Origin of the sequence: Streptomyces sp. NPDC101194 (assembly GCF_044767885.1) — a bacterium.
GTDB lineage: Bacteria > Actinomycetota > Actinomycetes > Streptomycetales > Streptomycetaceae > Streptomyces.
On record NZ_JBIWOS010000012.1, the window covers coordinates 1 to 23,694 of the forward strand.

Below are 23,694 nucleotides of genomic sequence, written 5' to 3' on the forward strand. Positions count from 1 at the left end.
TGCACCCCGGGCTTCTTCGGGTCCAGGTCCACCGCGCCGAGCGCCTTGCGCTGTGCTTCGGCGGCCATGTCGAGATCACCGTTCAGATACGCGGTGGTCGCGTCGACCGCGCCCTGCAACGACTTGCCCGCCCGCGCCGCGACGAACTTCAGATCCGGGGTCGTGTGCTCCGCGAACTGCGACAGGGCCAGCGCGACCAGACCGCCCACGGCCTGCTCACCGTCCTTGCCACCACCACCGCCACCACCGCCGCCGCCCTCGGCGCTGATCGTGCCCGCACTCGACGCCGCCGACGACATGTGATCCCCGTACGACGTCGCATACGTCTGCAACTTCGACGCGACCTCACCCGTCGTCTTCAGCACACCCGAAATACCCTGCGGCTTCAGATCCCACCCAGTCACCAGTACACCCCCGTGAACCGCCTGCCGAACCCATCAAACCAACCGAAACGGCCTCAGCCGATGTTGTCGACCGCGGCCTTCGCGCGCGTGATCGTGTGCTGCGCCGTGCCGTCGTTCTTCTCCAGCGTCGTCTTCAACAGCTGGATGATGTTCTTGACTTCCTGCGACGAACGGTTCCACCGCAGTTCCTTGCCGTGGTACTCATCCGCCACACCATCCGCCGCGAAGTCCGCCATCGCGGCCTTCACCTGCGCGTCACGCGCCGCGATCACTTCCTCCAGACGCGCGATCACCACCTGGATGTTGCCCTGCGCATCAGCCGAGGCACCCGTGTCGTACGCACGACGGTCACCGTCACCAGCCATCAGAAACCCAACCCCCCGTGATCAACGGCCGCCGAAGCGCGCCGCATCGAAATTCGCCGCCGACATCTGCTGCCGCGCGTTGTCACCCTGCTCCTGATCACCCGAACCGAACGCCTGCTCCATCCCCGACTGACCACCGAGGAGAGCCGAGAGCGAACCGTTCAACGCGGCCGTGATCTCGTCCGAGCGGCTCTTGAACGAATCGAACGCCACACGCCCCGCACCGTGGAACTTCCCCTCCAACGGCGCCGCCGCCTGCACCAACTGACGAATCAACGTCCCCAGATCAGTACTCGACCCACGCGACTTCGACGACAGAGTCGTCAGAACCTGGGCCCCCATGTCGAACTTCATCCAGTCCCCCTGCCGAACCCGAGCAAACAAATGTGCCCCCCATCCCTATCAACTCCACTGTGCTGAAGCAATCGAGAACCTCATGGCTGTGGACAGGCTGTGACACAGCCGTTGAAGAACCGGCGCGGGCAAATGAGGGGCAATGAGGTCCGAACATGAAGCACTTGTCGCCGGTCGCGAAGGACGGGAGACCTGCCCGGCGCGACGGGGCTCGCGAGGATCTCCGGTCGGTCTTCGCGCCGGGCACGACCAGCGTGACAGCGGGGTACCGGTCCCGGCGGGCAACTGGCAGGCCGGCGCCTCGACCTCGGCGACCTGCAGCGCAGTGAAGGAGACCGGCCGACCGGACCGCTCGCGGTCGGCCAGGGCGGGCAGGCCGCCGGCGGAGAACCGGCCCCGCCAGGTGTGTGCCGTGTCCACATGCATCCGCGTCTGCGCGGCCATTCGGTCGTTGGAGCGCCCGCGGCCGGCGAGTGCACGATCGTCGCCCGCTGCCGGCTCTGGTGGGGCTTTGTGGCCGTAGGCCATCTTCTTCAGCCATGGCGCCAGGAGGCGGTCGGCATGACGGGCATCGCGGTGCAGACAGGCACATGGGCAGAATGCCTCGGTCTGCGACCCCGGTCCGTCGCGATCGCCTGAGCCACCCCACGAACCGCCGTGGGAATCTGTGCCGTCGGCCCGGGATGTTTACCGGCGAACGAACGGTCAATTCCGTCGCGGTTTTCCTGACTGGCTACTTCGTCGGTGTGTCTCATGCAGATCCCGAGGGTCCTGACCTCGCGTTGTACGGGGAGTGGCGGGAGTGGATCGAGGTGCGCTACGACGTTTTCAACCCTGCTTGGTCCTGGACTCGGATATTGCTGCACCACCATGTCAATGACCAGGGGGTTTTCGAGGTTCTTCCGTCCCTGTTCCGCCAGTTCCTGGCGGAGCGGGACGCACGCGGTGTTGAAGAACTCAAAACGCGTCATAGGAAACAGTTCAGCGATCGGTGGCCGACGCCCGAGCACACGCACACTGTGGACCCTTGCTGAGCGTGCCTGGAACAGGACGCTGTGCCCCACCCATGTCGACTTCCGGGTCGTCGATGTCGATTCGGGGAGGTGCCATCGAGGGGCAAGTTCTCCGGTCCAGGCTGGTTCCCCGCATCGCCGCGCGTCGCATGTGCTCGCGCATCAGGCGCGCGAGTGGCCGTGGGTGAACGTCGGCCCGGGGTCGCCCCGGACGATGCTCCGTCGCCGCTCAAGAGCGGTGAGCTGTCGGACGTGGCGTTGTCACGTCAGGACTGCTCAGGCAAAGAATGGCGTGCACCGCAGCGGGTACCGGAGTCAGGGCGAATCCTTGTCGCCGGGCGTCCTGTACTCGCACTTGAATGAGCTCGTCTGTGCGCTCTGCGATGTCGCGGCCCGGGGACCAGCCGTTTGTGATGAGCCATGCGCGTACTTCGGGAGCCAACTGGTCGCAGCTCATTATCCGTGCCGTTCCATGATCCGGCGCATCGCGAGTGCACAGGACCACTCCGGACCGCTTCGGACTGTCCGGAGCCGCCGGGGGTCGTTCGGGCGGCTACGGGCGGAGGTGCTTCTCCGCCTCGGCCTGTTCGATCAGTTCCGCGTAGGAGTCGTCCTCCCCGGGTTGCCCCGACACGTGGTGAAGGGACGCCGACCACGGAATCGGGCACGGCGGTGCGTGATCCGGTTCCGGGCACAGCAGCCTGACGATGCGTTCCTTGACCTCTTCGGCCTGCTCCTGGGTGGCGTAGATGCCGAGCCGCACTTCCCAGATGTTCGGGTTTTCAGACATCGCTCACGTCCCGGGTCGACAGAGAGAAAGAGGGAGGGGGAGGCGCAAAGGCGAAAGGCGCAGAGAAAAACAAAAAGGGGCGAAATCAATCGCCCTCTTGCTGAGGCTATCAGGTGCGCTCGGCGTCGCAGCAGTGGCACTCCTTCGCCGCGTGAGCCCAGGGCCGGGGCCGGTCAGCGACCCCGGCCCCGGCCCTGGGGGAACTGTCCGAGATGAACCGCGCGATGGACCACCGTGGCCAGCTCCCGCATGTCCTCGGTGAAGGCGTCCACGCGAATCCGGCGTCCACTGCGCAGCCGTATCTCGCACGTGGAGCCCATACCGCGAGCGTCGGCGAGCGCACGGCCGTCGCCACCGGAAGCGCTCACCAGCGCCACGTCCTCCCAGGGGATGACGGTGGCGTCGCCCGCCACGCGGTGGGTGAATCCCCGCTCATGGATGTCGAAGGACTGTTCCCGGGTACGGAACGCCTGCACCAGGCGCCAGATCCCCAGCCCCCACCCCACCAGGCCGACCCCGAGCAGCAGCCCCGCCAGCTTCGGCGCCCCGTGGACGGTATCCACCGACGCGATCGCCACCGGCAGCCCGACGGCTGTGCCCGCCGCTCCGATCACCAGCCAGATGCCCGCCTGCAGCAGGCGCTTCCCGCCGTCGGTGCGGTGCTCCCGTACGAAACCGCCCAGCTGTCTGGCTACTTCCGTGCGCCTCATCGGGCCCCCTCCCGGATCGTGGACATCTCCAACGGTGCCCGCTGACGGATGATCCACCCCACCCGCGGACCGCGAACCTCGTGCGGACCGGTTCGCGGGTCCGTCAGACTGCGCCGGAACCGTCATGCCGGGGTGTCAATCACCTTGTCCCAGACGTAAGTTGGGTGCCGCCGGTACGGCGGCTACGACTGTCGCGGCCACGACGCTGATCAAGCTCATGGCCGGACCGTGCCACACCCCGGCCCGGCACGCGCCCCTTCGCCGACAGAGTCCCGGACGGATTACGGGACAGGCCTCGGCCATGTAGGCGAACCGGCCCGGCCTCCCGGTGACACACGAGGTGGAAGGGAGGGCCCTGACAGCGCTGAAAGGGACGAAAGCGCCGGTCAGGGCCTATTGCCTCAGCACTCGATGATGTTCACCGCGAGACCGCCGCGCGCGGTCTCCTTGTACTTCACGCTCATGTCCGCGCCCGTCTCCTTCATGGTCTTGATGACCTTGTCCAGGGAGACCTTGTGGCTGCCGTCGCCGCGCAGCGCCATCTTCGCCGCCGTGACGGCCTTGACCGCGGCCATGCCGTTGCGCTCGATGCACGGGATCTGGACGAGACCGCCGACCGGGTCGCAGGTCAGGCCGAGATTGTGTTCCATGCCGATCTCGGCGGCGTTCTCGACCTGCTCGGGGGTGCCGCCGAGGACCTCGGCGAGGGCGCCCGCGGCCATGGAGCAGGCGGAGCCGACCTCGCCCTGGCAGCCGACCTCGGCACCGGAGATGGAGGCGTTCTCCTTGAAGAGCATGCCGATGGCTCCGGCGGCCAGGAGGAAGCGGACGACGCCGTCCTCCTTCTCCGCCTCGGTGGCGCCGCCCGCCGCGAAGTTCATGTAGTAGTGCAGCACGGCCGGGATGATGCCCGCGGCGCCGTTGGTGGGTGCGGTGACGACGCGTCCGCCCGCCGCGTTCTCCTCGTTGACCGCCATCGCGTAGAGGGTGATCCACTCCATCGCGTGGGTCTGCGGATCGCCCTCGGCACGCAGCTGACGTGCGGTGGTCGCGGCACGGCGGCGGACCTTGAGACCGCCGGGCAGGATGCCCTCGCGGGACATGCCGCGCGCGACGCAGGCCTGCATGACGTGCCAGATGTCCAGCAGACCCGAGCGGATCTCGTTCTCGGTGCGCCAGGCCTTCTCGTTCTCCAGCATCAGCGAGGAGATGGACAGACCGGTGTCCTTCGAGAGCCGCAGCAGTTCGTCGCCGGTGCGGAAGGGGTGCTTGAGGACGGTGTCGTCGAGAACGATCCGGTCCTCTCCCACCGCGTCCTCGTCCACGACGAAGCCGCCGCCGACGGAGTAGTACGTCTTCTCCAGGAGAAGGGCGCCCTCGTGGTCGAAGGCGAAGATCGTCATTCCGTTGGCGTGGTAGGGCAGGGCCTTGCGGCGGTGCAGGACCAGCTGCTCGTCGGCGTCGAAGTCGATCTCGTGCATGCCGAGCAGATTGATCCGGCCGGTGGTGCGGATCCGCTCCACCCGGTCGTCGGCGGACTCCACGTCGACCGTGCGGGGCGATTCGCCCTCCAGGCCGAGCAGGACGGCCTTGGGGGTGCCGTGGCCGTGACCGGTCGCGCCGAGGGAGCCGTACAGCTCGGCCCGTATCGAGACGGTGTGGGCGATCAGGCCCTCGTTCTTCAGCCGGCGCGCGAACATGCGGGCGGCGCGCATCGGGCCGACCGTATGGGAGCTGGACGGGCCGATGCCGATCGAGAACAGGTCGAAGACCGAGATGGCCACGGGTGACTCCTAAGGGGTTGGTAGACGCCGTTGTCTGCCGGGTGGTGCGGTACGGACCGGTCGGCCCGAAGAGCAGCGGGGACAAGGGATGGGGCACCGCGCTCACTGACCAGTGTGCGTGGTGCCCCGCCCGAAAGGTGACGAACTGTGTCCCGTATTACTCGGGACGAGCCGTGTTCCGGACTACTTCAGACCGGGGTACAGCGGGAACTTCTCGGCCAGCGCGACGACGCGGGCCTTCAGGCTGTCCGCGTCGTAGGACGGCTTGAGCGCGGAAGCGATGATCTCCGCGACCTCGGTGAAGTCCTCGGTCTGGAAACCGCGGGTGGCCAGGGCCGGTGTACCGATCCGCAGACCCGAGGTGACCATCGGCGGACGCGGGTCGTTCGGGATGGCGTTCCGGTTGACCGTGATGCCCAGCTCGTGCAGCCGGTCCTCGGCCTGCTGGCCGTCCAGCTCGGAGTTGCGCAGGTCGACGAGGACCAGGTGGACGTCCGTGCCGCCGGACAGCACGGAGACGCCGACCTCGGTGACGTCCGGCTGGACCAGCCGCTCGGCGAGGATGCGGGCGCCGTCCAGGGTGCGCTGCTGGCGCTCCTTGAACTCCTCGGTCGCCGCGACCTTGAACGAGACCGCCTTGGCCGCGATCACGTGCTCCAGCGGACCGCCCTGCTGGCCCGGGAAGACCGCCGAGTTGATCTTCTTGGCGAGCTCCTGCGTCGACAGGATGACGCCACCGCGCGGACCGCCGAGGGTCTTGTGCGTGGTGGTCGTGACGACGTGGGCGTGCGGCACCGGGTTGGGGTGCAGACCCGCGGCCACCAGGCCGGCGAAGTGCGCCATGTCGACCATCAGGTACGCGCCGACCTCGTCCGCGATGCGGCGGAAGGCGGCGAAGTCCAGCTGACGGGGGTACGCGGACCAGCCGGCGACGATCAGCTTCGGCTTGGACTCCTTGGCCAGACGCTCGACCTCGGCCATGTCCACGACACCGGTCTCGTCGACGTGGTACGGGACCACGTTGTAGAGCTTGCCGGAGAAGTTGATCTTCATGCCGTGCGTCAGGTGACCGCCGTGGGCCAGGTTCAGGCCCATGATCGTGTCGCCCGGCTTCAGCAGCGCGAACATCGCGGCGGCGTTGGCCTGCGCACCGGAGTGCGGCTGGACGTTAGCGGCCTCGGCGCCGAACAGCGCCTTGATGCGGTCGATGGCGATCTGCTCGACGACGTCGACGTGCTCACAGCCGCCGTAGTAGCGGCGGCCGGGGTAGCCCTCGGCGTACTTGTTGGTGAGGACGGAGCCCTGGGCCTCCATGACCGCGACCGGAGCGAAGTTCTCCGAGGCGATCATCTCGAGGGTGGACTGCTGACGGTGGAGCTCGGCGTCGACGGCGGCGGCGACGTCCGGGTCCAGCTCGTGGAGGGAGGAGTTGAGAAGCGACATCAGGTGGTCCCTTGGGGTCTTTAGTTGCCGGAGAACTCGGTGTACTCGTCGGCGGAGAGCAGGTCCTTCGGCTCCTCCGCCACACGTACCTTGAACAGCCAGCCGCCTTCGAACGGAGCGGAGTTCACCAGCGACGGGTCGTCCACGACGTCCTGGTTCGCGGCGGTGACCTCACCGGTCACCGGCGAGTACAGGTCGCTCACCGACTTGGTCGACTCCAGCTCGCCGCAGGTCTCGCCCGCGGTCACCGTGTCACCGACCTCGGGGAGCTGGGCGTAGACGACGTCGCCGAGGGCATTGGCGGCGAACTCCGTGATGCCGATCGTCGCCACACCGTCCTCGACGGCCGACAGCCACTCGTGCTCCTTGCTGTAACGCAGCTGCTGGGGGTTGCTCATGACCTGAATTCTCCTGTACGCGTGGGAGTGCTGATGAACGGTGGTCTTACGGTGTGAGACGGGAATGCGTCACTTCTGAGGTGCGCGGACGTCACTTCTGACGCTTGTAGAACGGCAGCGCCACGACTTCGTACGGCTCGTGGCTGCCCCGGATGTCCACCCCGACGCCCGTGGTGCCGGGCGTGGCGTGCGCGGCGTCCACGTACGCGATGGCGATCGGCTTGCCCAGGGTGGGCGACGGGGCGCCCGAGGTGACCTCGCCGATGATCTCGCCCCCGGCGACCACGGAGAAACCGGCGCGCGGCACCCGGCGGCCCTCGGCGACCAGCCCGACCAGCTTGCGGGGCGGGGCGGTCTCGGCGCGCTCGGCGGCGGCCTTCAGGGCCTCGCGGCCGACGAAGTCGCCCTCCTTCTCGAACTTCACGACCCGGCCGAGGCCGGCGTCGAAGGGGGTCAGCTCGGTGGTCAGCTCGTGCCCGTAGAGCGGCATGCCCGCCTCCAGGCGCAGCGTGTCGCGGCAGGAGAGCCCGCACGGGATCAGGCCGTGGGGGGCGCCGGCCTCGGTGAGGGCCTTCCACAGCTGCTCGGCGTGCTCGGGGGCGACGAACAGCTCGAAGCCGTCCTCGCCGGTGTAGCCGGTGCGGGCGATCAGCGCGGGCACACCGGCGACCGTGCCGGGCAGACCGGCGTAGTACTTCAGGCCGTCCAGGTCGGCGTCGGTGACCGAGGCCAGGATGGCGGGGGACTCCGGACCCTGGACGGCGAGCAGCGCGTACGCGTCGCGGTCGTCGCGCACCGCGGCCTCGAAGCCGTCCGCCCGCGCGGTCAGCGCGTCCAGCACGATCTGCGCGTTCCCGGCGTTGGCGACGACCATGTACTCGTCGTCACCGAGGCGGTAGACGATCAGGTCGTCCAGGATGCCGCCGTCCTCGGCGCAGATCATGGTGTAGCGGGCGCGGCCCACGGCGACGGTGCCGATGTTGCCGACCAGCGCGAAGTTCAGGAAGGCCGCGGCCTCGGGGCCGGTGACGGTGATCTCGCCCATGTGGGACAGGTCGAAGAGACCGGCCCCGGTACGCACCGCGTTGTGCTCGTCGCGCTCGCTGGCGTACCGCAGGGGCATGTCCCAGCCCGCGAAGTCGGTCATGGTCGCGCCCAGCGAACGGTGCAGGGCATCGAGGGCGGTGAGACGGGGGGCGGTGCTCATGGATGTGACTCCCGGGGCATGACGACGAGGACAATCCCTCCCCATCTGTCATCGGAACCTGAGAGGTTCGCCGAGAGCCCCTGAGGGGTTCGGCTTGCACCTTGGGTGGAGCCGCGAGCGGCCCGCTTTTCAGATCTGCCTCATCCACGCGGTACGGGGCCTGAGAGATTCAAGGGAGGAACTTGCTCCTTCGGCGCCCGGCACATGCAGTGACCGGAACTCTCCCGCGCGGATTCAAGCGGCCTTTATGCAGTTGGCCGGGTCATCATCGCACGCATTCCGCCGGAGTGGGGCCCCGGTCCCCCCTCGGAATCGACGGCGTGGACAGTTGTATCGCATTACCTTTTCTTTACACTTCAGGGGCATACGTGGGTGACCCGACAGCAGGGGGAGGGCGATGACGTTGCAGCGGTACGCGACAACCGAGGGAGTCGGGCACGATGCGATGCCCGCACAGCCGGGGGCCCCGGCCGGGGAGACGCTCGGCCCGCGCACGCCCGTCGTGCGGGACCTGCGGGCGCGGGCCGGGAGCGGCCCGCGCAGCCTGCTCTTCGCGGCGGGCGACGTGGTGGTGGTCTCCGGGCTGCCCGGCAGCGGCAAATCGACGCTCATCCGGCGGACGGTGACGACGGCCCGCGCCATCGACTCCCAGGACACCCGGGACCGCTGGGCCCGGCTGATGCCCCGCTCACTGCCTTACGTGCTCTACCGTCCGCTGGTCCGCGTCGCCCACTACCGGGGACTGTGGCGGGCGCTGCGCTCCGGCGAGTCCGTCGTCGTCCACGACTGCGGGACCCAGGCGTGGGTGCGCGGCTGGCTGGCCCGTGACGCCCGGCGCCGGGGCCGCGTCCTCCATCTCGTCCTGCTCGACGTCACACCGCAGACGGCGAAGGAGGGCCAGCGGGAGCGGGGGCGGGGTGTCTCCGGATACGCGTTCGCCCGGCATCGCAGGGCGGTGGGGAAGCTGCTGCGGGGCACCGAGACCGGCCTGCTGCCGCCCGGCTGCGCCTCGGCGGTGCTGCTGGATCGCGAGGCGGCGGGGGCGCTGGGCCGGATCACGTTCGCCACGACACCGAAGGGGCGGACCGTCGGACGTTAATCTTCTGCCGGAAGGCTCGGGCAAGAAGGGGAAGCAGTGGACATTCCGGCGCAGGTCCAGTCCCATCCGCAGGGCGGATGGCCGGCCAATGAGCTCGAAGAGGTACTGATGGCCTCGGTGGGCAGTCCGGAGGCGGGCGGACGGCTCGTCGAGGTGCTCGGGCGCAGCCAGGTCTGGGTGCCCCTGCCCAACGGCGGCGGACCCGACTCCCCGGACCTGGACCTGCCGACGCTGGAGATCGACGGCGCCGCGTACGTTCCCGTGTTCAGTTCCGAACAGCAGTTCCTCTCCTGCGTCGGCACGCACATGTCCTTCACCGTCGCGCCCGCCCGTGACTTCGCCCGCGGCCTGCCCCCGCAGCTCGGCATCGCGGTGAATCCGGGCGGCGCCGTCGGGATGCCGCTGCCGCCGCCCGCCGTGGCCGAGCTCTGCCGCGCCGGACGCACCCCGCTGGACGGGCCGGCCGGCGGCGGCCGGGTCCGGCTGTACGAACCGTCCTGGCAGGAGGAGCCCATCGACTTCCTCGCCGCGGCGGCCGGCGAATTCGAGGAGAGCGGCGTCGTGCTCACCGCGCGCCGGACGCTGGCCAGCATCGAGGGCGGCGAGCCCGTCCTCTTCATAGGGGTCGAGTTCTCCACCTGGGACGGCGCCGGACGCAACGCCCCGATGGACGCCCTCGGCCGTGCGCTGGGCCGCGTCGAGGTGCCCTGGCCGGTCAACCTGGTCCTGCTCGACGTGGCACAGGACCCGGTCGGCGACTGGATGCGGGAGAAGGTCCGGCCGTTCTACCAGCGCGAGACCCCGTAGCACGCCGACGGCTCCTGAGCCGATCGCCACGTCGGCCCATGGCGTCAAGTCGGTGTCAGGACCGACGCATAAGCTGGTTTGATGGCTGGAGCCTCGGCATCATGCCGCACCCGTGTGCCCCGGGAGCGGCGGGCCGACACAGTGGATCGAAGAGGGGCGGGACCAGGTGAGTGCGTCAGGCACCGCGGCGGCCGGGCAGGTCGAGCACATGCTGCGCCAAGTGACGCCGGGACGCTACGACGCGTACGAGGCGCTGCTGCAGGCCCTCGTGAACGGCCGGATCTGGATGCTCCTCTGGCACGGCCAGGCGGGCTCGCCCGACGCCCAGTACGGAAACATGGAGATCGACGGCCTCGGCTACGCCCCCTGCGTGACCTCCGCCCAGGAGCTCTCGGCCAGTGGCTGGAACCGGGCCCATGAACTGGTCGGCGGGCGCGACATCGCCCGTGCCCTCTTCCCCGACCGCTGGGGCATCTGGCTCAACCCGCACGCCCCGGGCGGCGGCGTCGGCATCCCCTGGCTGGATCTGCGCCGGATCGCCACCGGCCTCGACCGGATGCCCGCGGGCCCGCTCCGGCTCACCGAGCCCGCCATCGAGATCCCGCAGTTCTACGCCCTGCTCGCGCAGAACGCCCACCACACCCCCGCGATCCGCTCGCTGCGCCGCGCCTGGGTGCAGCCCGCGCTCGGCGTCCCCTATCTCGCCGTCGGCCTCGACCTCTACGACACGAGCCAGACCTCGGTCGACGCCGTGCGCGCGATGATGCAGCAGTCGATCGGCGCGGTCCCGGACGGATTGCCCGTCTCCACCGTCGCGATGTCCGACGAGTACGACCCGGTCGCGATGTGGCTGCGCGCCAACGCCCGTCCGTTCTACGACCGCGAGGCCCATGCCCCGGCGGCCCCGGTGCCGGGGTACGGCTACTCGCCGCCGCAGGGCGCGTACTGAGCGCGCGCCGTCGGAGCCGTGCGTACCGGTAGGGGTGCGCGGTCGGCCGTGATCGGTGTCCATGACCCTCCGGCTGTTCCCGGTGCCGGTGCTCGTCGGCGCACCGTGCGTTCCGGGCGTCCGTAGGCGCCCCGGCCGTTCCCGGTGTCCGCGGACGCGGACCGGGGTCCCGGGCGCTCGGAAGTTCCAGGCCCCTGTGGGTGCGCCCGAAGGCGCCGAGCGCCCGTGACGCGACCGCGTGAGCCCGGTGTGCCCGGAATGCAGGTGTACGTTCCTGATTCCCGGGACATACCCATAGAGGGCCAACTCCCGAAATGTGGGCGCGCGTTCGCGGCTTCCCGGTGCATCTCGCCCTCCATGTCCGGGATTTACGCGCTGCGGGCGTCTGGTGGTGAAAGTGTCACGAATCTGTGCGCGTGCCCCCCTTCCACCTCAACTGGCCTGTGTTCGAGGGGCGTTCACATCCGTCCGGATAACGGAACACCCCTGACCGCATCACGGTTAGGCATCCATTCGCCTGTCGCTATGGCTACCTGTCGCGACGGCAATGAAGACTCCCGCAGCAAGGGCGTCTTGCCGCCTCTGCGTACGACTGACTGATCGCGCCGCCACAGCGGCCAGTTCGGCCCGGCCACCGCCGGTTGAGAGGGGTCCTTGCCACGATGACGGCACCACTGCACGAGCCGACCACGGAAGCGGATCCGATCGCGACCGGCGGTCCCGCAGTCGACTCCGGGACGAAGAAGGTCGAGGGGCGCTCCCTCAAGCAGATCGCCTGGAACCGCCTCAAGCAGGACAAGGTCGCTCTGACGGGTGGCATCGTTGTCCTCGCCCTGGTCGTGGTGGCCGTCCTGGCGCCGCTGATCGTGGGCCTGCTCGGTCATCCGCCGAACGACTTCCACCAGGAGAAGCTCGACCCGCTGACCAACCTCCCCCAGGGGAGCCTCGGTGGCGTCAGCGGCGACTTCCTCTTCGGCGTCGAGCCGAACAAGGGGCGCGACATCTTCAGCCGGATCGTCTACGGCGCCCGGATCTCGCTCCTCGTGGCGTTCCTGGCGGCCCTGGTCGCGGTGGCCCTCGGCACGCTCTTCGGGATCGTCGCCGGCTACTTCGGCGGCTGGATCGACGCGGTGATCAGCCGGATCATGGACGTGCTGCTCTCCTTCCCGCAGCTCCTCTTCATCATCTCCCTCGTCTCCGTCCTCCCCGACGACCTGCTCGGCCTCACCGGCAGCGGGGTGCGCATCGCCGTACTCGTCGCCGTCATCGGCTTCTTCGGCTGGCCATACGTGGGACGCATCGTCCGGGGGCAGACGCTTTCGCTCCGCGAGCGCGAGTACGTGGAGGCGGCACGCAGTCTCGGCGGCGGACGCGGCCACATCCTCTTCCGCGAGCTGCTGCCGAACCTGGTGGCGCCCATCACCGTCTACGCGACGCTCATGATCCCCACCAACATCCTCACCGAAGCGGCCCTCAGCTTCCTCGGTGCCGGTGTGCGGCCGCCCACGGCCTCCTGGGGCGGAATGCTGCGGGACGCCCTGGAGACGTACGAGCACGACCCGATGTTCATGGTCTTTCCCGGCGTGACGATCTTCATCACCGTACTGGCCTTCAACCTCTTCGGGGACGGGCTGCGCGACGCCCTGGATCCCAAGGGGACCCGATAGCCCACGACTTGCCCCTGCCGCACTGTCAGGTGGCTCTTCCCATGGTTCTCCGGCAAGCAATGGCCTGGGACCGCGATCTCGGAGGTTGCGAGAAAATGTCCACAGTTACCTCGAAACGACGGCTCACCGCTGGTGCGGCCCTCGTGGTCGCGGCGCTGATGACCACCACGGCGTGCGGCGGTGGCGACGACGGCGGCAGCGGCGACAGCAAGGCGAAGGGCGCCGGCTTCAACGCGGCGTTCAACAAGGTCGCCAACGCGTCCACCAAGAAGGGTGGAACGCTGAAGATGGTCGGCAAGCAGGACCTCGACTCCGCCGACCCCCAGCGTGCCTACTACGGCATGGCGTGGGACTTCATGCGCTTCTACACCCGCCAGCTGGTCACGTACGACACCAAGCCCGGTGCCGCGTCCACCAAGCTGGTCGGAGACCTCGCCACCGGCCCCGGTGAGATCACGGACGGCGGCAAGACCTACACGTACAAGCTGCGTCCCGGCATCACCTGGGAGGACGGCTCCAAGCTGACCTCCAAGGACGTCAAGTACGGCATCGAGCGCATCTGGGCGACGGACACCATCACCGGTGGCCCGCAGTACCTGAAGCAGACGCTGGACCCCAAGGGCGAGTACAAGGGCCCCTACAAGGACTCGTCCCCGGACAAGCTCGGCCTGAAGGCGATCGAGACGCCCGACGACAGCACCATCGTCTTCAAGCTGCCCAAGCCCAACGGTGACTTCGAGCAGTTCCTCGCCATGCCGTCCGGCACGCCCGTGAAGGCGTCGAAGGACACCAAGGCGAAGTACACCCAGCGGCCGTTCTCCTCGGGCCCGTACAAGTTCGAGACGTACAAGCCGGGCAAGAGCATCGTCCTCGTGCGCAACGACAAGTGGGACAAGGCCTCGGACCCGATCCGTGCCGCGCTCCCGGACAAGGTCACCGTCACGATCTCCGCCAACCTGGAGGAGAACGACAAGAAGCTGATGGAGGGCGACTACGACGTCGACCTCAACGGCACCGGCATGACCCAGTCCGGCCGCGTCACCGCCGTCCAGGACCACAAGGACAGCGTCGACAACATGCAGACGTCCTTCGTCCGCTACGTCGCGCTCGTCCACACGGCGAAGCCGCTGGACGACGTCCACTGCCGCAAGGCCGTCTTTTACGCCACGGACTTCGCGGCCCTGCAGCAGACCCGCGGTGGCGAGATCGCCGGTGGCGCGATCGCCAACAGCACCCTGCCGGCCTCCATCAAGGGCCACAGCGACTACGACCCGTACGGTGTCCTCGCCCGCAAGGGCAAGCCGGACGAGGCCAAGGCCAAGGACGAGCTGAAGCAGTGCGGCCAGCCGAACGGCTTCTCCACCAAGCTCACCGCCCGTAACAACAACCCGGGCGAGGTCGACGTCGCCGAGGCGCTGCAGGCGCAGCTCGGCAAGGTCGGCATCAAGATCGAGGTCGACCCGATCGACGGCGCCGAGGCCTCCAGCATCACCGGCTCGCCGTCCGTCGTGAAGAAGCGCGGCTACGGCATGACGATGAGCGGCTGGGGCCCGGACTTCCCGTCCGGCCAGGGCTTCGGTCAGCCGCTGTGGGACAGCCGGTTCCTGTCGGAGACCGGTAACTACAACGAGTCGCAGATCAAGGACCCGCAGATCGACAAGCTCTTCGACAACGCGATCGCGGAGACCGACGCGGACAAGGCCGGCGAGATCTACAAGGAGCTCGACAAGCGGATCCTCGACCAGGCCGACTGGATGCCCTTCATCTACGAGAAGAACATCACCTGGCGCGGCAAGCGGCTGACCAACGCCTACATGTCCGACGCCTACAACGGCCGTTACGACTACGTCTCGCTCGGCGTCGTCAAGTAGCCGCTGTAGTCAACAGCATTCGCAGTCGACCCCGTTGACTGCTCCACCGCCGCCGAAACCCGCCAGTCCGAAGGGCAGGTGATGGCCGGGGCGGTGGCCAGGAGCCCCCACAAGGGGTTCCCGGCCACCGCCGGGCCGCGCACAGTGCTTGCTTATCTCATCCGGCGCCTGTTCGCCGTAGTCATCATGGTGCTCGTCGTACTGCTCGCGACCTTCACCATCTTCTTCATGCTGCCCAAGTGGGCGGGTCAGGACGTCGCAGTCCTCTTCGCCGGCAAGGCTTCCGGTGCCGAGCAGCTCGCGGGCATCCGGGTCAAACTGGGTCTCGACGACCCCCTTCTCGTCCAGTTCTGGGACTTCGTCAAGGGCATCCCGCTGGGGCGCGACTACGCCAACGGTGACGACGTCACCCACTGCGCCGCACCCTGCTTCGGATACTCCTTCCGCACCGAGGTACCGGTCTGGACCACCCTCAAGGACGCCCTGCCCGTCACCGGCGCGCTCGCCGCCGGCGCCTGCGTCCTGTGGCTCCTCGGCGGGGTCGCCACCGGTGTCGTGTCCGCGCTCAAGCGCGGCAGCATCTGGGACCGTGCCGCGATGACCACCGCCCTCGGCGGCGTCTCCCTGCCGATCTTCTTCACCGGTATGGTCGCGATGGGCCTGTTCGTGCACAACCTCGGCTGGGTGCACATCGCCGACAACCTCTCCACGGACGACGGCATCGGCACCTGGTTCCAGACACTGGTCCTGCCGTGGATCGTGCTCGCCTTCCTGAACGCCGCGATGTATGCCCGGCTCACCAGAGCCACCATGCTCGAAGTGCTCGGCGAGGACTACATCCGTACCGCCCGCGCCAAGGGTCTGGGCGAGGGCACCGTCATCACCCGGCACGCCCTGCGTTCGGCGATGACCCCGATCCTCACCGTCTTCGGCCTCGACATCGGCGTGCTCCTCGGTGGCGCCGTCCTCACCGAGTCCACGTTCAACCTGCCGGGGCTCGGGCTCGCGGCGGTCCAGGCCATCAGCAACAAGGACCTGCCGGTGATTCTCGGCGTCACCCTGTTCGCGGCTCTCGCGATCGCCGTCGCCAACCTCGTCGTCGACATTCTGTACGCCGTCATCGACCCGCGAGTGAGGCTGGGATGACCGAACTGCACAAGAGTGGTGCCGCGCTGGGCGAACCCGCCCCGGCCGGCTCGCCCGCTCCCACCGCCTTCCTCGAAGTGCGCGACCTCAAGGTGCACTTCCCGACCGACGACGGCCTGGTCAAGTCCGTCGACGGACTCAACTTCCAGCTGGAGAAGGGCAAGACCCTCGGCATCGTCGGCGAGTCCGGCTCCGGCAAGTCCGTCACGTCGCTGGGCATCATGGGCCTGCACACCGCGGGTCAGTACGGAAAGCGCAAGGCGCAGGTCTCCGGCGAGATCTGGCTGGACGGCAAGGAACTGCTGTCCGCGGACCCGGACGAGGTGCGCAAGCTGCGCGGCCGGGACATGGCGATGATCTTCCAGGACCCGCTCTCCGCGCTGCACCCGTACTACACGATCGGCAAGCAGATCGTGGAGGCGTACCGGGTCCACCACGACGTGGACAAGAAGACCGCCCGCAAGCGTGCGATCGAGATGCTCGACCGGGTCGGCATCCCGCAGCCCGACAAACGTGTCGACAGCTACCCGCACGAGTTCTCCGGCGGGATGCGCCAGCGCGCGATGATCGCCATGTCGCTGGTCAACAACCCCGAGCTGCTGATCGCCGACGAACCGACGACCGCGCTGGACGTGACCGTCCAGGCGCAGATCCTCGACCTGATCAGGGATCTGCAGAAGGAGTTCGGCTCCGCGGTCATCATCATCACCCACGACCTGGGCGTCGTGGCCGAGCTCGCCGACGACCTCCTGGTGATGTACGGCGGGCGCTGCGTGGAGCGCGGACCGGCCGAGAAGGTGTTCTACGAGCCCCGGCACCCCTACACCTGGGGTCTGCTGGGCTCGATGCCGCGCCTCGACCGCGACCAGACCGACCGGCTCATCCCGGTCAAGGGGTCCCCGCCGTCGCTCATCAACATCCCCTCGGGCTGCGCCTTCAACCCGCGCTGTCCGTACGCGGATGTGCCCAAGGACGACGTGACCCGCACCGTTCGGCCCGAGCTGCAGGAGGTCGGCAGCCGGCACTGGGCGGCCTGCCACATGTCGCAGGAGCAGCGGGAGCGTATCTGGACCGAAGAGATTGCGCCCAAGCTGTGAGCGAGGACAAGGCCGTGACGAGCGAGGACAAGGGCGTGGACGTTCCGGCGCAGAGGTCTGCCGGGAGCGGCGCGCCGGCCGAGGACGCCGCCTCCCGCGAGGTGCTGCTCAAGGTGACCGGGCTGCAGAAGCACTTCCCCCTCAAGAAGGGGATGCTGCAGCGCAACGCCGGTGCCGTGAAGGCCGTCGACGGGATCGACTTCGAGGTGCGCTCGGGCGAGACCCTGGGCGTGGTCGGGGAGTCCGGCTGCGGAAAGTCGACGATGGGCCGGCTGATCACCCGGCTGCTCGAACCCACCGCGGGGAAGATCGAGTTCGAGGGGAGGGACATCACGCACCTCGGCGTCGGTGCCATGCGCCCGATGCGCCGCGACATGCAGATGATCTTCCAGGACCCGTACTCCTCGCTGAACCCCCGGCACACGATCGGCACGATCGTGGGGGCCCCCTTCAAGCTGCAGGGCGTCACGCCCGAGGGCGGCGTCAAGAAGGAGGTGCAGCGGCTGCTGGAGGTCGTGGGCCTCAACCCCGAGCACTACAACCGCTATCCGCACGAGTTCTCCGGCGGCCAGCGCCAGCGCATCGGGATCGCCCGCGCGCTCGCGCTCAACCCCAAGCTGGTCGTGGCGGACGAGCCGGTGTCGGCGCTGGACGTCTCCATCCAGGCCCAGGTGGTGAACCTGCTCGACGACCTCCAGACCGAGCTGGGTCTCACGTACGTGATCATCGCCCATGACCTGTCGGTCGTCCGGCACGTCTCGGACCGGATCGCGGTGATGTACCTCGGCAAGATCGTGGAGCTGGCCGACCGCGAGTCGCTCTACAAGGCGCCGATGCACCCGTACACCAAGGCGCTGCTCTCGGCGGTTCCGATTCCGGACCCGAAGCGCCGTTCCGCCAAGAGCGAGCGCATCCTGCTGAAGGGCGACGTGCCGTCGCCGATCTCGCCGCCCAGCGGCTGTCGCTTCCACACCCGGTGCTGGAAGGCCACGGAGGTCTGCAAGACGCAGGAGCCGCCGTTGGTCGCGCTGAAGACCGGACATCAGGTGGCCTGCCACCACCCGGAGAACGCGCCCGACCAGGTGCCCGGCGAGACGGTGACGGCGGCGGCGCGCGAGGCCATCGAGATCGTCACGACGGGGCGGCCGGAGTCGGCCACGGCGGAGGAGCCGGAGTCCGCCGCGGTGCGGAAGTCCGAGGCCGAGGAGGCCGAGGAGGCCGAGGAAGCCGCCCCGGACGGCGGCACCGGATCGTCCGATACGTCGGAGGGCGGCCCGAAGGAGTAGTACCGGCACAATTGCCCGGTGCTCAATGAACTGTTCACACCCTCCGTCCAGCACGCGCTCGACATCGCCGGGATCTTCGTCTTCGCGATCTCCGGCGCACTGCTCGCCGTACGCAAGAACTTCGATGTCTTCGGCATCGCGGTGCTCGCCGAGGTGACCGCGCTGGGCGGAGGGCTGTTCCGTGACATCGTCATCGGTGCGGTCCCGCCCGCGGCCTTCACGGACCTCGGCTACTTCACCACCCCTCTCCTCGCCGCCGGCCTGGTGTTCTTCATGCATCCGCACGTCGAACGGATCCAGGTCGGCGTCAATGTCTTCGACGCGGCCGGCCTCGGGCTGTTCTGCGTCACGGGCACGGTCAAGGCGTACGCCTACGGTCTCGGCCTCACCGCGTCGGCGGCCCTGGGGCTGGCCACCGCGGTCGGCGGCGGTGTGCTGCGCGACGTGCTGGCCAACGAGGTGCCCTCGCTGCTGCGCTGGGACCGCGACCTGTACGCGGTGCCCGCGATCGTCGGCGCCACGATGATCGTGCTGTGCATCCGCTTCGGCGTGCTCAACGCCTTCACCAGCGGCACCGCGGTGATCCTGGCGTTCCTGCTGCGGCTGCTCGCGATGCGCTTCCACTGGCGGGCCCCGCGTGCCTACAACCGGCGGTCGGCGACGGCCGAGGAGGGCCCCGCGGCCACCTGACACGACTCTCGCGGGCCGGTCGACGACGCGTGTGCCGCCGACATCTTCCGGCCACAAAAAAGCTACCGCTCAGTAATAATATCGGTGTACGGTGCCTCGCATGGCACACGCAGCAGAGCAGGCCGCGCGGACCGCGCAGGCGACCATCGGCGACAGCGAGTTCGACCGCGACACCGCCGTCACCCTCCGAGAAGAAGGCGTCTACGACGCCGAGCTCTCCGCCGGATGGACGATCATCCACGCGGTCAACGGCGGCTACCTGCTCGCCATGCTCGGCCGCGCGCTGGGCGAGGCCCTGCCGCACCCGGACCCCTTCTCGGTCTCCGCGCACTACCTCACCGCCTCCGTCCCGGGCCCCGCGGTGATCCGCACCCAGACGGTCCGCACCGGCCGCACCCTCTCCACCGGCCAGGCCTCCCTCTTCCAGTACGCGCAGGACGGCACCGAGGTCGAGCGCATCCGGGTGATCGCCACCTACGGCGATCTGGGCGCGCTGTCCGACGAGGTGCGCACCTCGGCGAAGCCGCCGGCCATTCCGCCGCTGGAGCACTGCCTCGGCCCGGCCGACGGGCCGGCCCCGATCCCCGGCAGCTCCGCCATCACCGAGCGGCTCGACATCAAGCTCGACCCGGCGACGGTCGGCTGGGCCGTCGGCGCCCCCTCCGGCAAGGGTGAGATGCGCGGCTGGTTCGGTCTCGCGGACGGCCGCGACGCCGACCCGCTCTCGCTGCTGCTGACCGTCGACGCACTGCCCCCCACCTCGTTCGAGCTGGGCCTCAAGGGCTGGACGCCGACCGTCGAACTCACCGCCCACATCCGCTGCCGCCCCGCCCCCGGCCCGCTGCGCGTCTCCATCACCACCCGCAACCTGGCGGGCGGATACCTGGAGGAGGACGCGGACGTCTGGGACAGCGCGGACCGGCTGGTGGCCCAGTCCCGCCAACTGGCGCGGGCGCCCCGCGCGTAGGTCCTCTCGTCCGGACCGGCCCGGATCGGTGGGGTGCGGCGCCGGGCCTGCGAGCCCGGCGTGATCCGGGCGGCAGACCCTGGCCGTACGGGCGCGGGCGAGCGGAGCCGCGGGGGAAGCTGGTGGCGTGAAATCCGACCGGCTGCTCTCGATCCTCCTCCTGCTCCAGACCCGTGGCCGCGTGCCCGCCGGTGAGCTCGCCGAGCGCCTCGAAGTCTCCGTGCGCACCATCTACCGCGACATCGAGGCGCTCTCGATCGCCGGTGTCCCCGTCTACGCCGAGCGGGGGCGGCACGGCGGCATCGCGCTGCTGCCGGGGTTCCGTACGGACGTCACCGGGCTCACCGCCGACGAGGCGCGCGCCCTCTTCGTCCTCGCCGCGCAGGGCGCCCATGCCGCGCTCGGTCTCGACGCCGCGCTCGGATCCGCGCTGCGCAAGGTGATGGCCGCCCTGCCCGCACCTCACCGGCCCGCCGCCGAACTGACCAGCAGACGCATCCTGGTCGATCCGGTGCGCTGGATGAGCGGCCCGCGCCCGGTCGTGGACGTCGCAGAACTGCACGAAGCCGTGTTCGCCGACCGACGGCTGCGGCTGGACTACCGGCACAGCGGTACGCGGACCCCGCGCGTCTACACCGTGGATCCGTACGGCCTCGTCGTGAAGGCGGGTGTCTGGTACCTGGTCGCGGACCGCGACGGGGTGCCGCAGCTCTTCAGGGCGGACCGGGTGCGACGGGCCGCCCTCACCGACGACGCGGTCGTGCGTCGGTCCGGGGTGGAGCTCGCGGAACTGTGGGACACGCTGCGCAAGCAGGTCGAGGAGCGGCCCGGGGGCGTACGGCTGCGGGTGCGCGTGCACCGTTCCCGGCTCGATCTGTTCGTACGCCTGCACGCCGGGGCGCTGATCGGGGAGCCGCGGCCGGAGGGGGAAGGGGAGGAGGGGGAGTGGGCGCGGGCCGAGTTGGCCGTCGACTCGGTGGAGTGGGCCCGCTCCCTGCTCTCCTTCGGCCCGAACCTCGAAGTGCTCTCCCCGCCGGAGGCGCGGACCGTGCTCGCCCGTCACGCGGCGGCGGTCGTGGCGCTGTACGGAGAAACCGGTGGGGCTTCGGGGCCGACGCCATGACCGGGACGCCGATGCGGGTGGCGGTGAGGCGCGGCCCAGGGGTGATCGGTCGGCCGGTCGAGGTCCCCGTACGCAGGCCCGCCGTTCAGGGCCGGGCGACCTCGCCCAGGACGGTGTCGAGGCGGCCGAGCACATGGGGCCAGCCCTCGCCCATGCCGTCGTACGCCTGCCGGCCCATCGGGGAGTCCAGGTCGAAGCCCGCGTGAGTCAGGACGAGACGGGTGCCCCCGCCTTCCGGCCGCAGCTCCCAGGTGATGGTGGTGTCGAGTGTGCCCTCGGCGAACCGGTAGGCCAGCAGACGCTGCTCGTCCACCTCGGTCACCTCGCAGGGCCGGCTGCCGAAGCCGCCCATGTCGAGGGTGAATCGGTGCCCGACGACGGGCGCGACGTCGCCGGCGGCCCACCAACGGGCGTGGAGGGCGGGGTCGGTCAGGGCCTTCCACACCGCTGCCGGAGGGTGGGGCAGGAACTTCTCGCAGATGATCGTGTCGCTCCGGGTCATGTCTCGTTGTCCTCGTCCAGGAGATCGGACAGCGCCTCCAGGCGCTGCTTCCAGTAGTGCTCGAACGGATGCAGCCACTCGCTCACCTCGGCCAGCCGGGCCGGTTCGAGGTGGTGGAAGCGGTGTCGGCCACGCTGCTCCTCGCGTACCAGCCCGGCGGTACGGAGCACCGCCAGGTGCTCGGAGACCGCGGGCCTCCCGAGCTCGAACATCCCGGCCAGCTCGCCGGTGGAGCGGGGCCCCGCACGCAGGCTTTCGAGCAGTCTGCGACGCACCGGGCTGGCCAGCACGCTGAACACGTCGGTAGGCATGACGCCACTATGCGTCGGGAAAATCCGACGCGTCAAATATTTCCGACGCGTCCATGCGGGCTCGGCTCGTGACCTGCCGGGTGTCGCGGCGGGATCCTCGTCGGCGCGGGTGATGAGCCGAAGGACCTCAGGTCGCGTCGTCCAGCCAGTGCAGCCGGCCGAGCGTGACGAGTCTCAGCCGGCGGCGGGCCACCTCCGCCACCCGCTGCTCGCCGCCCGGCCCCGCGTCCAGCAGGGCCGAGGCCGTGAGCACCATGTGGTCGACGTACAGGCCGCCCAGCATCAGCAGGTCCTCGTCGCTCCAGCCCCGGGACTGCGGCTCCTCGGCGAGTGCCGCGGCCACCTCCTCGGCGAAGCCTCGCAGTTGGGCCGCTATGGCCTCGCGGACGGGGCCCACGCCGCCGTGCTGCTCGCGGGCGATGAAGCGGAAGTGGGCCGGCTGTTCACGTACATGACGTGTGATCAGCTCCACGCTGCGCTCCAGCCGCTCCTCGCTGTCGCCGGTCTCGGTGAGTGTCGCGCCGATCATCCCGTGCAGGCTGCCCAGGGTCTCCTCGACGAGTGCCACGCCGAGTCGGGCGGTGTCGTCGAAGTGCCGGTAGAAGGCGGTGGGCGTGAGTCCCGCGGCCCGGGTCACCTCGCGCAGCCCCAGGCTGCTGAGGCTCTGGTGCTCCAGGAGTCCGAGAGCGGCGTCCAGGAGTGCCTGGCGGGTCCTCAGCTTCTGGGTCCGGCGGATGCCGACGGTGTGACTCATGCCATTCAGTAAACAACTGTTCTCCGGAGCGGGAAAGGGGAGCGCGGTCTAGACTGAGCAGTCAGTGAACAGTCGTACTCTCAAATGCTCGTGGAGAGCCCGCAGAAAGGCTGAACATGGTCGTTCTCGTCGCCGCCCTGCTTCTGCTCGGAGTCGTACTCGGAGCGGTGGTCCAGATTCCGCTCCCGCTCACCTTCGCGCTCGCCGCCATGATCGGCTGCTGGCTGCTGATCTTCGCCGTACGGGAGTGGCGGGGCGCGCAGCGCGGATCCCGGTGACCGCCCGTCCGTATCGCCTCCGCACTCCCGTCCGGCTGCCGATCGCCGATCGTCCGATCACCGATTGAAGGAGCTCGCACCATGACACTCACCGCATCCGTCCGCCGCCCCGCCAAGAAGCCCGCCGACGGCACCGATACCGACACCGGCATCGGCGTCAGCACCGGCGCCGAGGTCGGTACCGGGACCCCGCCCGACGGGTGCACGGAGCGTGCCCGGGACGCCGACGGGCTGGCCGTCGCCTCCTTCGTGCTCGGTCTCGTCGGCCTGCTGGTGATGAACATCCTGCTCGGCCCGGCGGCCATCGTCATGGCGGCCGTCGCCCTCGCCCGTTCCACCTCCCGGCGGGGTCGTGCCTTCCTCGGGCTCGCCCTCGGCATCGCCGACCTCGTGGTGCTGGCGTTGCTGGTCACCGGCAACGGAACCGTCTCCTGGAACTTCGCCGGCTGACCGGGGCCGACCGGAACGGCCGACACGTACGGCGCGGACGCGCGGCCGCGACCGCGGCCCGCACCGGGCGACCAGCACCGACGGCCCGCACCGACGGCCTCCGTCGACGCCGTCCCTGACCGGATCGGGCTCCGGATCGGGGCGGGCGATCGAGTGCCCTGCCCGGTGCGCGGGCACCGGGCTGCGATGCGCCCGGCATACGCCCCACCGAGGGCTCGTAGAATCGAGC

General features: G+C 69.4%; 27 protein-coding genes and 1 riboswitch. Of the genes, 13 read left to right on the top strand and 14 right to left on the bottom strand.

Annotation, left to right across the window (positions count from 1 at the left end; translation table 11 throughout):
* From ACIRP2_RS33005 to gcvT, 11 genes are all read right to left on the bottom strand, one after another.
* Nucleotides 1–365 (bottom strand): DUF6507 family protein (locus tag ACIRP2_RS33005; protein ID WP_404256815.1); only part of this gene is annotated, 365 nt, incomplete at its 3' end.
* A 92-nt stretch (nucleotides 366–457) separates the two neighbouring features.
* Nucleotides 458–769, bottom strand: a complete 312-nt coding sequence (locus ACIRP2_RS33010; RefSeq protein ID WP_376222002.1) for a pore-forming ESAT-6 family protein — start codon at nucleotides 767–769, stop codon at nucleotides 458–460.
* A 21-nt stretch (nucleotides 770–790) separates the two neighbouring features.
* The gene (locus tag ACIRP2_RS33015; protein WP_404256817.1) at nucleotides 791–1,123 is read right to left on the bottom strand and encodes a hypothetical protein; all 333 of its coding nucleotides are present in this window, start codon (nucleotides 1,121–1,123) and stop codon (nucleotides 791–793) included.
* A 48-nt stretch (nucleotides 1,124–1,171) separates the two neighbouring features.
* Nucleotides 1,172–1,651, bottom strand: a complete 480-nt coding sequence (locus tag ACIRP2_RS33020) for a helix-turn-helix domain-containing protein (protein WP_404256819.1) — start codon at nucleotides 1,649–1,651, stop codon at nucleotides 1,172–1,174.
* Nucleotides 1,652–2,365: 714 nt separating this feature from the next.
* On the bottom strand, nucleotides 2,366–2,593 hold the full coding sequence (locus tag ACIRP2_RS33025; protein ID WP_404256821.1) for an SUKH-3 domain-containing protein: 228 nt from the start codon (nucleotides 2,591–2,593) through the stop codon (nucleotides 2,366–2,368).
* Nucleotides 2,594–2,689: 96 nt separating this feature from the next.
* On the bottom strand, nucleotides 2,690–2,926 hold the full coding sequence (locus tag ACIRP2_RS33030; protein ID WP_404256823.1) for a hypothetical protein: 237 nt from the start codon (nucleotides 2,924–2,926) through the stop codon (nucleotides 2,690–2,692).
* A gap of 173 nt (nucleotides 2,927–3,099) precedes the next feature.
* Nucleotides 3,100–3,636: a hypothetical protein gene (locus ACIRP2_RS33035; RefSeq protein WP_404256825.1), complete on the bottom strand. Its 537-nt coding sequence runs from the start codon at nucleotides 3,634–3,636 to the stop codon at nucleotides 3,100–3,102.
* A 401-nt stretch (nucleotides 3,637–4,037) separates the two neighbouring features.
* Complete coding sequence (locus tag ACIRP2_RS33040; protein ID WP_404256827.1) at nucleotides 4,038–5,420, bottom strand: L-serine ammonia-lyase; 1,383 nt, start codon at nucleotides 5,418–5,420, stop codon at nucleotides 4,038–4,040.
* A 183-nt stretch (nucleotides 5,421–5,603) separates the two neighbouring features.
* Nucleotides 5,604–6,863 (bottom strand): serine hydroxymethyltransferase, encoded by a 1,260-nt coding sequence (gene glyA, locus ACIRP2_RS33045; protein ID WP_404256829.1) that lies wholly within the window; start codon nucleotides 6,861–6,863, stop codon nucleotides 5,604–5,606.
* Between the two features lie 20 nt (nucleotides 6,864–6,883).
* Nucleotides 6,884–7,261, bottom strand: coding sequence for a glycine cleavage system protein GcvH (gene gcvH, locus ACIRP2_RS33050; RefSeq protein WP_266748730.1), 378 nt, complete (start codon nucleotides 7,259–7,261; stop codon nucleotides 6,884–6,886).
* Nucleotides 7,262–7,352: 91 nt separating this feature from the next.
* Nucleotides 7,353–8,468: a glycine cleavage system aminomethyltransferase GcvT gene (gcvT, locus tag ACIRP2_RS33055; RefSeq protein WP_404256832.1), complete on the bottom strand. Its 1,116-nt coding sequence runs from the start codon at nucleotides 8,466–8,468 to the stop codon at nucleotides 7,353–7,355.
* Between the two features lie 139 nt (nucleotides 8,469–8,607).
* Nucleotides 8,608–8,705: riboswitch (glycine riboswitch) on the bottom strand.
* Between the two features lie 160 nt (nucleotides 8,706–8,865).
* Between gcvT and ACIRP2_RS33060 the strand changes: the two genes are divergently transcribed.
* From ACIRP2_RS33060 to ACIRP2_RS33110, 11 genes are all read left to right on the top strand, one after another.
* Nucleotides 8,866–9,567 (top strand): AAA family ATPase, encoded by a 702-nt coding sequence (locus ACIRP2_RS33060; RefSeq protein WP_404256834.1) that lies wholly within the window; start codon nucleotides 8,866–8,868, stop codon nucleotides 9,565–9,567.
* A gap of 36 nt (nucleotides 9,568–9,603) precedes the next feature.
* On the top strand, nucleotides 9,604–10,374 hold the full coding sequence (locus ACIRP2_RS33065) for an enhanced serine sensitivity protein SseB (RefSeq protein WP_404256836.1): 771 nt from the start codon (nucleotides 9,604–9,606) through the stop codon (nucleotides 10,372–10,374).
* A gap of 166 nt (nucleotides 10,375–10,540) precedes the next feature.
* A complete protein-coding gene (locus tag ACIRP2_RS33070) occupies nucleotides 10,541–11,323 on the top strand; it encodes an enhanced serine sensitivity protein SseB C-terminal domain-containing protein (protein ID WP_404256838.1) in 783 nt (260 codons plus the stop codon).
* A gap of 662 nt (nucleotides 11,324–11,985) precedes the next feature.
* Nucleotides 11,986–12,990 (top strand): ABC transporter permease, encoded by a 1,005-nt coding sequence (locus tag ACIRP2_RS33075; RefSeq protein ID WP_404256840.1) that lies wholly within the window; start codon nucleotides 11,986–11,988, stop codon nucleotides 12,988–12,990.
* Nucleotides 12,991–13,085: 95 nt separating this feature from the next.
* Nucleotides 13,086–14,861 (top strand): ABC transporter substrate-binding protein, encoded by a 1,776-nt coding sequence (locus ACIRP2_RS33080; RefSeq protein WP_404256842.1) that lies wholly within the window; start codon nucleotides 13,086–13,088, stop codon nucleotides 14,859–14,861.
* Between the two features lie 144 nt (nucleotides 14,862–15,005).
* Entirely contained in the window at nucleotides 15,006–16,007 is a 1,002-nt protein-coding gene (locus ACIRP2_RS33085; RefSeq protein ID WP_404257215.1) for an ABC transporter permease, read from the top strand.
* Nucleotides 16,004–17,104 carry an ABC transporter ATP-binding protein gene (locus ACIRP2_RS33090; protein ID WP_404256844.1) on the top strand — a complete coding sequence of 367 codons (1,101 nt, stop codon included), beginning with the start codon at nucleotides 16,004–16,006 and terminating at the stop codon, nucleotides 17,102–17,104. Before ACIRP2_RS33085 ends, ACIRP2_RS33090 begins: the two co-directional genes overlap by 4 nt.
* A gap of 35 nt (nucleotides 17,105–17,139) precedes the next feature.
* The gene (locus ACIRP2_RS33095) at nucleotides 17,140–18,390 is read left to right on the top strand and encodes an ABC transporter ATP-binding protein (RefSeq protein ID WP_404257217.1); all 1,251 of its coding nucleotides are present in this window, start codon (nucleotides 17,140–17,142) and stop codon (nucleotides 18,388–18,390) included.
* 18 nt (nucleotides 18,391–18,408) lie between these two features.
* Nucleotides 18,409–19,080 carry a trimeric intracellular cation channel family protein gene (locus ACIRP2_RS33100; protein ID WP_404256846.1) on the top strand — a complete coding sequence of 224 codons (672 nt, stop codon included), beginning with the start codon at nucleotides 18,409–18,411 and terminating at the stop codon, nucleotides 19,078–19,080.
* Nucleotides 19,081–19,180: 100 nt separating this feature from the next.
* Entirely contained in the window at nucleotides 19,181–20,047 is an 867-nt protein-coding gene (locus ACIRP2_RS33105; RefSeq protein WP_404256848.1) for a thioesterase family protein, read from the top strand.
* Nucleotides 20,048–20,174: 127 nt separating this feature from the next.
* The gene (locus ACIRP2_RS33110; protein ID WP_404256850.1) at nucleotides 20,175–21,170 is read left to right on the top strand and encodes a helix-turn-helix transcriptional regulator; all 996 of its coding nucleotides are present in this window, start codon (nucleotides 20,175–20,177) and stop codon (nucleotides 21,168–21,170) included.
* Between the two features lie 85 nt (nucleotides 21,171–21,255).
* Here the strand turns inward: ACIRP2_RS33110 and ACIRP2_RS33115 are convergent, their stop codons facing one another.
* The 3 genes from ACIRP2_RS33115 to ACIRP2_RS33125 all read right to left on the bottom strand — a co-directional run bounded on the left by ACIRP2_RS33115 (nucleotide 21,256) and on the right by ACIRP2_RS33125 (nucleotide 22,737).
* Entirely contained in the window at nucleotides 21,256–21,672 is a 417-nt protein-coding gene (locus ACIRP2_RS33115; protein WP_404256852.1) for an SRPBCC domain-containing protein, read from the bottom strand.
* Entirely contained in the window at nucleotides 21,669–21,983 is a 315-nt protein-coding gene (locus ACIRP2_RS33120; protein WP_404256854.1) for an ArsR/SmtB family transcription factor, read from the bottom strand. Before ACIRP2_RS33120 ends, ACIRP2_RS33115 begins: the two co-directional genes overlap by 4 nt.
* Before the next feature lie 127 nt (nucleotides 21,984–22,110).
* Nucleotides 22,111–22,737 (bottom strand): TetR family transcriptional regulator, encoded by a 627-nt coding sequence (locus ACIRP2_RS33125; RefSeq protein WP_404256856.1) that lies wholly within the window; start codon nucleotides 22,735–22,737, stop codon nucleotides 22,111–22,113.
* A 116-nt stretch (nucleotides 22,738–22,853) separates the two neighbouring features.
* On the opposite strand from ACIRP2_RS33125, the gene ACIRP2_RS33130 reads away from it, so the two are divergent.
* Both ACIRP2_RS33130 and ACIRP2_RS33135 read left to right on the top strand, forming a co-directional pair.
* Nucleotides 22,854–23,015 carry a hypothetical protein gene (locus ACIRP2_RS33130; RefSeq protein WP_404256858.1) on the top strand — a complete coding sequence of 54 codons (162 nt, stop codon included), beginning with the start codon at nucleotides 22,854–22,856 and terminating at the stop codon, nucleotides 23,013–23,015.
* A gap of 81 nt (nucleotides 23,016–23,096) precedes the next feature.
* Nucleotides 23,097–23,465, top strand: a complete 369-nt coding sequence (locus tag ACIRP2_RS33135) for a DUF4190 domain-containing protein (protein WP_404256860.1) — start codon at nucleotides 23,097–23,099, stop codon at nucleotides 23,463–23,465.
* The last annotated feature ends 229 nt before the right edge of the window (nucleotides 23,466–23,694 follow it).

Excerpts from the sequence above, each read along its gene's own strand:
- ACIRP2_RS33030 (WP_404256823.1), bottom strand. The coding sequence starts at position 2,926 with ATGTCTGAAAACCCGAACATCTGGGAAGTGCGGCTCGGCATCTACGCC.
- glyA (WP_404256829.1), bottom strand. The coding sequence starts at position 6,863 with ATGTCGCTTCTCAACTCCTCCCTCCACGAGCTGGACCCGGACGTCGCC.
- gcvT (WP_404256832.1), bottom strand. The coding sequence starts at position 8,468 with ATGAGCACCGCCCCCCGTCTCACCGCCCTCGATGCCCTGCACCGTTCG.
- ACIRP2_RS33125 (WP_404256856.1), bottom strand. The coding sequence starts at position 22,737 with ATGAGTCACACCGTCGGCATCCGCCGGACCCAGAAGCTGAGGACCCGC.
- ACIRP2_RS33080 (WP_404256842.1), top strand. The coding sequence starts at position 13,086 with ATGTCCACAGTTACCTCGAAACGACGGCTCACCGCTGGTGCGGCCCTC.
- ACIRP2_RS33015 (WP_404256817.1), bottom strand. The coding sequence starts at position 1,123 with ATGAAGTTCGACATGGGGGCCCAGGTTCTGACGACTCTGTCGTCGAAG.
- ACIRP2_RS33130 (WP_404256858.1), top strand. The coding sequence starts at position 22,854 with ATGGTCGTTCTCGTCGCCGCCCTGCTTCTGCTCGGAGTCGTACTCGGA.
- ACIRP2_RS33120 (WP_404256854.1), bottom strand. The coding sequence starts at position 21,983 with ATGCCTACCGACGTGTTCAGCGTGCTGGCCAGCCCGGTGCGTCGCAGA.
- ACIRP2_RS33020 (WP_404256819.1), bottom strand. The coding sequence starts at position 1,651 with ATGGCCTACGGCCACAAAGCCCCACCAGAGCCGGCAGCGGGCGACGAT.
- ACIRP2_RS33115 (WP_404256852.1), bottom strand. The coding sequence starts at position 21,672 with ATGACCCGGAGCGACACGATCATCTGCGAGAAGTTCCTGCCCCACCCT.
- ACIRP2_RS33075 (WP_404256840.1), top strand. The coding sequence starts at position 11,986 with ATGACGGCACCACTGCACGAGCCGACCACGGAAGCGGATCCGATCGCG.
- ACIRP2_RS33035 (WP_404256825.1), bottom strand. The coding sequence starts at position 3,636 with ATGAGGCGCACGGAAGTAGCCAGACAGCTGGGCGGTTTCGTACGGGAG.
- ACIRP2_RS33010 (WP_376222002.1), bottom strand. The coding sequence starts at position 769 with ATGGCTGGTGACGGTGACCGTCGTGCGTACGACACGGGTGCCTCGGCT.
- ACIRP2_RS33105 (WP_404256848.1), top strand. The coding sequence starts at position 19,181 with ATGGCACACGCAGCAGAGCAGGCCGCGCGGACCGCGCAGGCGACCATC.
- ACIRP2_RS33060 (WP_404256834.1), top strand. The coding sequence starts at position 8,866 with ATGACGTTGCAGCGGTACGCGACAACCGAGGGAGTCGGGCACGATGCG.
- ACIRP2_RS33025 (WP_404256821.1), bottom strand. The coding sequence starts at position 2,593 with ATGAGCTGCGACCAGTTGGCTCCCGAAGTACGCGCATGGCTCATCACA.
- ACIRP2_RS33135 (WP_404256860.1), top strand. The coding sequence starts at position 23,097 with ATGACACTCACCGCATCCGTCCGCCGCCCCGCCAAGAAGCCCGCCGAC.
- ACIRP2_RS33090 (WP_404256844.1), top strand. The coding sequence starts at position 16,004 with ATGACCGAACTGCACAAGAGTGGTGCCGCGCTGGGCGAACCCGCCCCG.
- gcvH (WP_266748730.1), bottom strand. The coding sequence starts at position 7,261 with ATGAGCAACCCCCAGCAGCTGCGTTACAGCAAGGAGCACGAGTGGCTG.